The 8,602-nt window shown below is 67.1% G+C and carries 10 protein-coding genes; 7 read left to right on the top strand and 3 right to left on the bottom strand.

The genetic code is table 11. The annotated features are described in order from the left end of the window. Positions 1 to 150: 150 nt before the first annotated feature. Both HUK82_RS12510 and HUK82_RS12515 read left to right on the top strand, forming a co-directional pair. The gene (locus HUK82_RS12510; protein ID WP_176614282.1) at positions 151 to 582 is read left to right on the top strand and encodes an OsmC family protein; all 432 of its coding nucleotides are present in this window, start codon (positions 151 to 153) and stop codon (positions 580 to 582) included. A 123-nt stretch (positions 583 to 705) separates the two neighbouring features. Continuing rightward, positions 706 to 1,923: an acyltransferase family protein gene (locus HUK82_RS12515; RefSeq protein WP_176614283.1), complete on the top strand. Its 1,218-nt coding sequence runs from the start codon at positions 706 to 708 to the stop codon at positions 1,921 to 1,923. Here the strand turns inward: HUK82_RS12515 and HUK82_RS12520 are convergent. The 3 genes from HUK82_RS12520 to fabI all read right to left on the bottom strand — a co-directional run bounded on the left by HUK82_RS12520 (position 1,852) and on the right by fabI (position 4,162). Continuing rightward, positions 1,852 to 2,115: a DksA/TraR family C4-type zinc finger protein gene (locus tag HUK82_RS12520; protein WP_176614284.1), complete on the bottom strand. Its 264-nt coding sequence runs from the start codon at positions 2,113 to 2,115 to the stop codon at positions 1,852 to 1,854. The genes HUK82_RS12515 and HUK82_RS12520 overlap by 72 nt on opposite strands. A 100-nt stretch (positions 2,116 to 2,215) precedes the next feature. After that, positions 2,216 to 3,310 (bottom strand): chorismate synthase, encoded by a 1,095-nt coding sequence (gene aroC / locus HUK82_RS12525; RefSeq protein ID WP_176614285.1) that lies wholly within the window; start codon positions 3,308 to 3,310, stop codon positions 2,216 to 2,218. Between the two features lie 12 nt (positions 3,311 to 3,322). Beyond that, the gene (fabI, locus tag HUK82_RS12530) at positions 3,323 to 4,162 is read right to left on the bottom strand and encodes an enoyl-ACP reductase FabI (protein ID WP_176614286.1); all 840 of its coding nucleotides are present in this window, start codon (positions 4,160 to 4,162) and stop codon (positions 3,323 to 3,325) included. 200 nt (positions 4,163 to 4,362) lie between these two features. On the opposite strand from fabI, the gene pdxH reads away from it, so the two are divergent. From pdxH to HUK82_RS12555, 5 genes are all read left to right on the top strand, one after another. Further along, complete coding sequence (pdxH, locus tag HUK82_RS12535; protein WP_176614287.1) at positions 4,363 to 4,971, top strand: pyridoxamine 5'-phosphate oxidase; 609 nt, start codon at positions 4,363 to 4,365, stop codon at positions 4,969 to 4,971. A gap of 155 nt (positions 4,972 to 5,126) precedes the next feature. Continuing rightward, a complete protein-coding gene (locus HUK82_RS12540) occupies positions 5,127 to 5,999 on the top strand; it encodes a universal stress protein (RefSeq protein WP_176614288.1) in 873 nt (290 codons plus the stop codon). 112 nt (positions 6,000 to 6,111) lie between these two features. Then, positions 6,112 to 6,819, top strand: a complete 708-nt coding sequence (locus HUK82_RS12545; protein WP_176614289.1) for a phosphoadenylyl-sulfate reductase — start codon at positions 6,112 to 6,114, stop codon at positions 6,817 to 6,819. Between the two features lie 111 nt (positions 6,820 to 6,930). Then, positions 6,931 to 7,725 (top strand): sulfate adenylyltransferase subunit CysD, encoded by a 795-nt coding sequence (gene cysD / locus HUK82_RS12550; RefSeq protein ID WP_176614291.1) that lies wholly within the window; start codon positions 6,931 to 6,933, stop codon positions 7,723 to 7,725. A 25-nt stretch (positions 7,726 to 7,750) separates the two neighbouring features. Then, positions 7,751 to 8,602, top strand: an 852-nt coding sequence (locus HUK82_RS12555; RefSeq protein WP_176614290.1) for a GTP-binding protein, incomplete at its 3' end; no start/stop codon positions are given.

Here is an 8,602-nt window from a genome sequence, read left to right on the forward strand (position 1 = left end):
GTCGCGGGCAGCGCCGCCCGCGCGGCCTATCGAGACGAACTTCTGGGCCGGTTCGGCGCTTGCACCCAGGACGACGCCCGCACACCCGTGGCCTGAGATGCGGCCGTGGCCGCGCGCCGTCCGAGTCCGAAGATGCAAAAGGAAGACGTCATGGCGATCACAAAGCACGCCTCCGCCCACTGGCAGGGGGGCCTGAAAGACGGCAAGGGCACGATCACGACCGAGAGCGGCGCGCTGCAGGCCAATCCGTATGGTTTCAACACACGGTTCGAGGGCGGCCACGGCACGAATCCCGAAGAACTGATCGGCGCCGCGCACGCGGGCTGCTTCACGATGGCGCTGTCGCTGATCCTGGGCGAGGCCGGCCTTACGGCAACGGCACTCGACACCAAGGCGACCGTCTCGCTGGACAAGACCGATGGCGGGTTCGAGATCAGCAAGGTCGCGCTGGTCCTGACCGGCACGGTGCCCGGTGCCACGGCCGAACAGTTCGCCGAACTCGCGGCCAAGGCCAAGGCCGGTTGCCCGGTGTCCAAGCTGTTCCGGGCCGAGATCACGCTCGACGCCACGCTCAACGGCTGACGACATCCCGCTGGCCCGGGGCCATTGGCTGTCCCGGGACCAGTGGCCCATGCGGCTCCGGGCCCTGAAAGCGCCATGATCGTTCCGCAACCATGGCCGCGTCATTGCGGACCCGGAGCGTTCATGTCGTTATCAGGAGTCAGGTCGGCCGCGCCGCACGACCGCAACAACGCGATCGACCTGTTGCGCGGCGTGGCCATTCTTCTGGTGCTGTTCCACCATTTCTGCATTGCCTACCCGCTGGGCCAGTCGGCACTGGGCACGGTGCTGACGCACGATGCCGTGCGGGCGATCGCGCGCAACGGCAATTACGGCGTCACGCTGTTCTTCGCCGTCTCGGGGTTCCTGATCACGCGGCGCGCCTGTGCCCGCTGGGGGCACCTCGGCGCGCTGGACGCCCGGGCGTTCTACGTGTTCCGTGTTGCGCGGATCCTGCCCTGTCTGGTCCTGCTGCTGGCGGTGGTCTCCGCTCTGGCACTCGCGGGCGTGCCGATCTTCGCCACGCACATTCCCGGGCTGTCGTCGCCGGTTGCACTGCTGCACGCCGTGCTCGCGGCACTGACGTTCACCGTGAACGTCTTTATCGCGCATCATGGCTGGGCCAATTACGCACTGGGCGTTCTGTGGTCGCTGTCGGTGGAGGAAGTGTTCTACGTCACTTTTCCGATCGTGGTCCTTCTGCTGCGCCGACCGGTCCTGATCGTGGCGTTCTGGAGCATCATCGTCTTGGTCGGGCCGTTCTATCGCGCCGCGCATCAGGACGACGAATCCGGCTTCCTGTTCGCCTATTTCGCATCGTTCGACGGCATTGCCATCGGCGCCATCGCGGCCATCATCGCCGGGCGATGGAGCCTGTCACGCGGCACATGGCGCGTCGTGACCGTCGTCACCATAGCCGCCATGGTGGCGCTCTACCTCTATCGCTCGATCGGGGACACCAATATCTGGGGGGTGTCCGCCATGGCGGCGGGGACGGCGGTGCTGCTTCTCGCGGCCAGTGCGCCGGGCGGGCGCAGTCTTTCCGGCCGCCCGCTCATTGCGCGCATTGTCGAATGGACCGGACGGCTGAGCTACGAGCTCTATCTCTTCCATCTGATCGTTCTGGGCGCCTTGCGCAGCGTATGGCCGGCCTCGTCACTCGCCGCGACCGGGCTCGCACGGCCCGCGATGCTGGTGCTGTTCCTCGCGGGGTCATGTGCGCTCGCAGCCCTCACAAACCGATACTACGCCGAGCCTCTGAACCGCCGGATACGCCGCGCCCTCGCGCCGTCACCGCAACTGGCTGTCCTTGCTGCCGCGCCGGTTGATGCCCGAGAAGACCGGCTGCCGGTCGCGCTCTGACTGGCACGCGATGCACAATTTCACGCCCGGCAGGGCCTGTCGGCGGCCCTCGGGAATATCCTCACCGCACTCGCGGCACTGAAGCGCGCTTTCGCCCGACACCATCCGCGCACGCGCGCGATTGACACCGTCTGCAACCGTATCGTCGATCTGGTCCTGCACGGCCCCGTCCGGGGCCCATCCGGTCGCCATGGCGTTCTCCCTCACGCTAGCGGTGCGTCCTGCAACACACCCAGACATGGGGTGCGCGCTGGCCCGAATCCACCCTCGGGTCGGAAAATCGCCGGGGGCCTCAGCCGATCTGCGCGCGATGGCGCAGAAGATGGTCGGCCAGGACACAGGCCGTCATCGCCTCGCCCACCGGCACGGCACGAATGCCCACGCACGGGTCATGGCGCCCCTTGGTCATGACGTCGACGTTCTCGCCGTCGCGCGTGACCGAGGGGACGGGCGTCAGGATCGAACTGGTCGGCTTGACGGCAAAGCGCGCGATCACCGGCTGACCGGTCGCGATCCCGCCCAGAATGCCGCCCGCATGGTTCGATCCGAACGCGAGGCGGCCACCGGCGTTGGACCCGGCTTCGGCCGGCAGCATGCGCATCGGATCGGCATTCTGCTCGCCGGTCAGTTCGGCCGCGCCGAACCCGTCCCCGATCTCCACGCCCTTGACCGCGTTGATGCTCATGAGCGCGGCCGCCAGATCGGCATCGAGCTTGCCGTAGATCGGCGCCCCCAGACCCGGCGGCACGCCCTCGGCGCGCACTTCGATGACCGCGCCGATCGACGACCCGGCCTTGCGGACCTCATTCAGATAGGCCTCCCATGCCGGGACCATCGCCGCGTCCGGACAGAAGAACGGGTTGCGGTTCACTTCGTCCCAGTCCCAGCGAGCGGGGTCGATCGGCATCGTACCGATCCGCACCAGGGCCGCGCGAATCACGACATCGGGCCCGAGGATCGCCCGCGCCACGGCACCCGCCGCCACGCGCGCGGCGGTTTCGCGCGCGGAGGATCGGCCGCCGCCGCGATAGTCGCGGATTCCGTATTTCAGGTCGTAGGTGACATCGGCATGACCGGGCCGATACCGCGTGGCGATGTCGCCGTAATCGCGCGAGCGCTGGTCGGTGTTCTCGATCTGCAGCGCAATCGGCGTGCCGGTGGTCTGACCCTCGAACACGCCGGACAGGATGCGCACCTGGTCCGGCTCCTGCCGTTGGGTGGTAAATTTCGACTGTCCCGGCCGGCGACGGTCGAGCCAGGGCTGGATATCGGCTTCGGACAGCGGCAGGCGCGGGGGGCATCCATCCACCACGCAACCGATCGCCGGGCCGTGGCTCTCGCCCCAGGTGGTGACCCGAAACAGGTGACCGAAACTGTTATGCGACATGGCGCGCGCCGATCAATCGCCGGCGACCGCGATATCGGGCGCCGTCGGGTTTTTCATCCCCACGATGTGATAGCCGCTGTCGACGTGGTGAACTTCGCCCGTCACGCCGCCCGACAATTCGGACAGCATATACAGACCCGCGCCCCCGACCTCGGACAGCGCCACGTTGCGTTCCAGCGGCGCGTTGTACTGGTTCCACTTCAGAATGTAGCGGAAATCACCGATGCCGCTGGCGGCCAGCGTCTTGATCGGGCCCGCGGAAATCGCGTTCACACGCAGGCCATCGCGACCGAAATCGGCGGCCATATAGCGCACCGAAGCCTCGAGCGCCGCTTTGGCCACGCCCATCACGTTGTAATGCGGCATCACGCGTTCCGCACCCAGATAGGACAGGGTCAGCAGCGATCCGCCGGGGTTCATCATCGCCGCCGCGCGACGGGCGACCGCGACGAAGGAGTAACACGAGATGTCGAGCGCGGTCAGGAACGCCTCGCGCGGGGTGTCGGCGAACCGGCCGCGCAGATACTGCTTGTCAGCCCAGCCGATGGCGTGGACGACGAAGTCGATCCTGCCCCACTCCTTTTCGATGGCCGAGAAGGTCTCGTCGATCGCCTCGTCGGACGAGACGTCGCACGGCAGGACGAGGGTGGACCCGATGCTGGCCGCCAGCGGGGTCACCCGCTTGCCCAGAGCCTCGCCCTGGTAGGTGAACGCGATCTCGCCCCCCTGGGCTGCGACCGCCTGTGCGATGGCCCAGGCGATGGAGCGGTCATTAGCGACGCCCATGACGACGCCGCGCTTGCCCTGCATGAGTGTGCCCTTGGGTGGCTGCGAAGATGCGTCGTCCGACATGTCCCGAAATTCCCCGACCGTGCGTGTCTGCTCATGGGCCGCCCGATTGCCACGGACCGCCGAAAACTGCGCCGTGGTCGCATAATGAAGGCCTGTAAACAAGGGCAAAAGCATTGACGTGCCACAATGCTGCCCCCACGCTCGCCGTGCATAATGACCGCCCGACCCACCGGCCACTCGGGCCACAAGGAAGACCACGCATGACTGTCCCCCTGATCGCGCTCGACGCCGATCCGTTCACGCTCTTCGGCCAGTGGATGGCAGAGGCGGAACGCGCGGAACCCAACGACGCCAACGCCATGACATTGGCGACGGCAACCCCCGGTGGCCGCCCCTCGGCGCGCATGGTGCTGCTTAAAGGCTGGGACCGGGCGGGGTTCGTATTCTACACCAATCTGGAAAGCCGCAAGGGCGACGAGATCGCAGCCAATCCCCACGCGGCGCTGTTGTTCCACTGGAAAAGCCTGCGCCGCCAGATTCGTATCGAAGGGCCCCTTCTGCCCGTGACCGAAGCCGAGGCCGACGCCTATTTCGCCAGCCGCCGGCGTATCTCCCGCCTCGGCGCGATCGCGTCGGACCAGTCGCGCCCGCTGGCGGACCGGGCCGCCTTCGAGGCGCGCGTGGCCGAACTGGGGTCGCGGTATCCCGCCGAAGACAGCGTGATTCCGCGACCGGCGAACTGGTCCGGTTTTCGCCTCTCGCCTGATGCCATGGAATTCTGGCAGGATTATCCGTACCGGCTGCATGACCGGGCCGTGTGGGACTTCACCAACGGCGGCACACCGACGGCGACCCGTCTCTACCCCTGATCCATTCGGGTGACGGCGGCCATCGGCCCCATCGCGCGGAGTGGCTGGCTGCGCGCGTCATGGGTCGTGTCCGTCGCCTGTCGTGTCCGCGCGTCCGCGCCTGAATCCGTCTGACCTTTCAACATCGTTCAAGAAAAACCAGGGAGATCCAGCACATGAAGGACATTCAGAAGATCCTGATCCCACTGAACGGCACGCCCAACGCCGATGCGGCGCTGGCCACCGGGCTGATCTTCGCACAACAGTTCGACGCCCATCTTCAGGCGGTTCACGTTCAGGCCGACAGCCGTGAGGTCGCGCCGCTGGCGGGCGAAGGTCTGTCCGGCGCAATGGTCGAGGAAATGATGTCCGCCGCCGAACGGGAAAGCGCACGCCGCGCCCAGGGCGTTCGGGCGCGCTTCGAGGATTTCGCGACCACGACCGGCGTGGTCGTCTGTGGACACGCCGCCCCCTATCCGGCAGGCGCCAGCGCCAGCTTCCAGATCCTGCCCGGTGCGGAGCACGACATGGTGACGTGGCGCGCGCGCCTGTCGGACATGACCATCGTGCCCCACCCCGATTCCGGCGACGAGGTCTCGTCCTCCGAGACGCTGCACGCCGTCCTGTTCGATTCCGGCCGACCGGTGATCATCGCCCCCCGCCGCGCGCCGACCCACGCCGGACGCCGCATCTGCGTCGCCTGGAACGGAACGGCCGAATCCGCCGCCGCCCTCAGCGGCGCATTGCCCTGGCTGGCACGGGCCGAGGCGGTGCGCGTCCTGTTCTCGCCGTCCTATCAACGGCGCGGACCCGAAGGGCTGGAGGTCACGGAATATCTGCGCGCCCATGACATCCCTGCCGATGTTGTGCCGTTCGCGCCGATCAACGGCGATGTGGGTGCCGGCCTTCTCACTGCCGTGACCGAGTTCGGGGCGGACATGATGTGCATGGGGGCGTACTCGCACTCGCGCCTTCGCCAGCTCATTCTGGGCGGCGTTACGCGTCACGTGCTGGAAAAAGCGGAAATCACAGTTCTGATGAGTCGATAAGCGCGCATAGCTGAATTACACGAATTTTTTTCGCGATAATATTGAAACCCTTGTCCTGAGGGGGTATATGCTCGTCCAGTAGATGCCACGCACCTGAAAGTGCCTGCCGGACATGCTGGACGACATCGCCTCCGTCACCACCGACCTGCACGCCGCCGGAACCGACGCGCGCCGCCTGATGCACGCAGCCCTGACCGGACCGGTGCGCGGCCGGGTGGCGCTCGTCTCGTCATTCGGAGCGGAATCCGCCCTTCTGCTGGCGATGGCCGCCGAGGTAGACCCGGCCGTCCCCGTGCTGTTTCTCGAAACCGGGCAGCATTTTCCCGAGACGCTGGTCTATCGCGACGACCTCGCGTCGTGGCTTGGTCTGCGCGACGTCCGCACCATCGCGCCCGCGCCCGCCGCCGTCGCCGCACGCGATCCGGAGGGGCAACTCTGGGCGTTCGACGCCGACGCGTGCTGCACCCTGCGCAAGGTTGAACCCCTCGACGACGCAATTATCCCGTTTGACGCGTGGATTACCGGCCGCAAGCGCGGCCAGGCCCTGACCCGTCAGGCACTGCCGACCGTCGAGACGACGTCGGACGGTCGGCTGAAAATCAACCCGCTGGCGGCCTGGTCGCCCAAAGAGATCGACGCGGAGATGACCCGACTTGGCGTCCCCCGCCATCCGCTGAGCGCGCGCGGGTATCCGTCGATCGGGTGCGCCCCCTGCACCCGCCCCGTGCGCGACGGCGAAGACGCGCGGGCCGGCCGCTGGGCCCACCTGACGCACCAGAAGCTCGAATGCGGCATTCACCGCACCCCCACCTCCGGCTGACACACCGTCGCGCAACACGATGTTGCGTTTCCTTACCGTTCTTCAGACGCGCCCCGTCGCCTCCTGCAACAGACTGTCCGCATCATGACCCAGACCGACACGACCCGCATCATGGACGACCTCGACCAGCTCGAGGCCCAGAGTATCTTCATCCTGCGAGAGGCCTACCGCACGCTGCGGCCACTCGCGATGCTCTGGTCGCTGGGCAAGGATTCGAACGTGATGGTCTGGCTCGCGCGCAAGGCGTTCCTGGGCCGCGTACCGTTCCCGGTCATGCATGTCGATACGGGCAAGAAATTCCCCGAAATGTACGCGTTTCGCGACGAATACACCCGTAAATGGAACCTCGACCTGCTGCTGGGCGACTGCCCGCCGGTGGAGGAGATCGACCCCTCCCTGCCGCCGGCCGCGCGGTCGGCGGCGCGCAAGACCGCCGGTCTGGCCGCAATGATCGAGAAATACAAGCTGGCCGGGGTGATCGCGGGCATCCGTCGCGACGAACAGGCGACCCGCGCCAAGGAACGCGTGTTCTCCCCGCGTGGCGCCAGCCACAAATGGGACGTGCGCAACCAGCCGCCGGAATTCTGGGACCAGTACGCCACCCCGCATGAGGAGGGCGTGCATGTCCGCGTCCATCCGCTGCTGGCCTGGCGGGAGATCGACATCTGGCGCTACATCGAGCGTGAGAACATTCCACTGGTGGACCTGTACTTCGCCAGAAACGGCAAGCGTTACCGCTCGCTGGGCGATCAGGACATCACCAATCCGGTCGACAGCACCGCCTCGACCATCGCCGAGGTCATCGCCGAGCTCGAGACCAGCCGCACCTCCGAGCGCGCCGGCCGCGCCATGGACCACGAGTCCGAGGATGCGTTCGAGCGACTGCGCGTCGCAGGCTACCTCTGATCGCACGCGTGAAGGACACCACACCATGAGCGAGACCCTCCTCCCCCGTGCGGCTGCCACGCCGATCGTCATCGTCGGCCATGTCGATCACGGCAAATCCACGCTGATCGGGCGCCTGCTGCACGACACGGACAGCCTGCCCGAAGGCCGTGTGGCGCAGATCATCGAGTCCAGCCGCAAGCGCGGCCTGCAGGTCGAGTGGAGCTTCCTGCTCGACAGTCTGCAGATCGAGCGCGATCAGGGCGTGACCGTCGATTCCACCCGCATCCCGTTCCATCTTGGCACGCGCCAGTTCGTCATCGTCGATGCACCGGGCCACCGCCAGTTCCTGCGCAACATGATCACCGGTGCCGCCGACGCCGAGGCCGCCGTTCTGGTGATCGATGCCGCGGAAGGCGCGCAGGAGCAGACCCGCCGCCATGCGATGCTGCTGCGGCTGATCGGCATCCGGCACGTGATCGTGCTGATGAACAAGGTCGATCTTCTGGACTATGACGCTGAACGCATCGCCGCGTGCGAACGCGCGACCGGCGCCCTGCTGGACAAACTGGGCATCACGGCGGCGCTGTTCGTCCCGGCCTCGGCGCGTGAAGGCGACAACATCGCCGCCCGGTCCGAACGGATGGCGTGGTACACCGGCCCGACCCTGACCGAGGCGCTGGACGCCGTCCCCGCGCCCTCGTCGCGCGCCGATCTGCCGCTGCGTCTGCCGGTGCAGGATGTCTATCGCTTCGACAACCGCCGATACGTTGTCGGTCGGATCGAGCGCGGGCGCGTGCGCGTCGGCGATCCGCTGGTGATCGGCAGCCATGGCACCGTGGCCCGCGTCGCGGCGATCGAAAGCTGGCACACCGCGCCGCAGATCTCGGCCGTCGCC

The sequence above is a fragment of the Ameyamaea chiangmaiensis genome, assembly GCF_013376175.1.
Classification (GTDB): domain Bacteria; phylum Pseudomonadota; class Alphaproteobacteria; order Acetobacterales; family Acetobacteraceae; genus Ameyamaea; species Ameyamaea chiangmaiensis.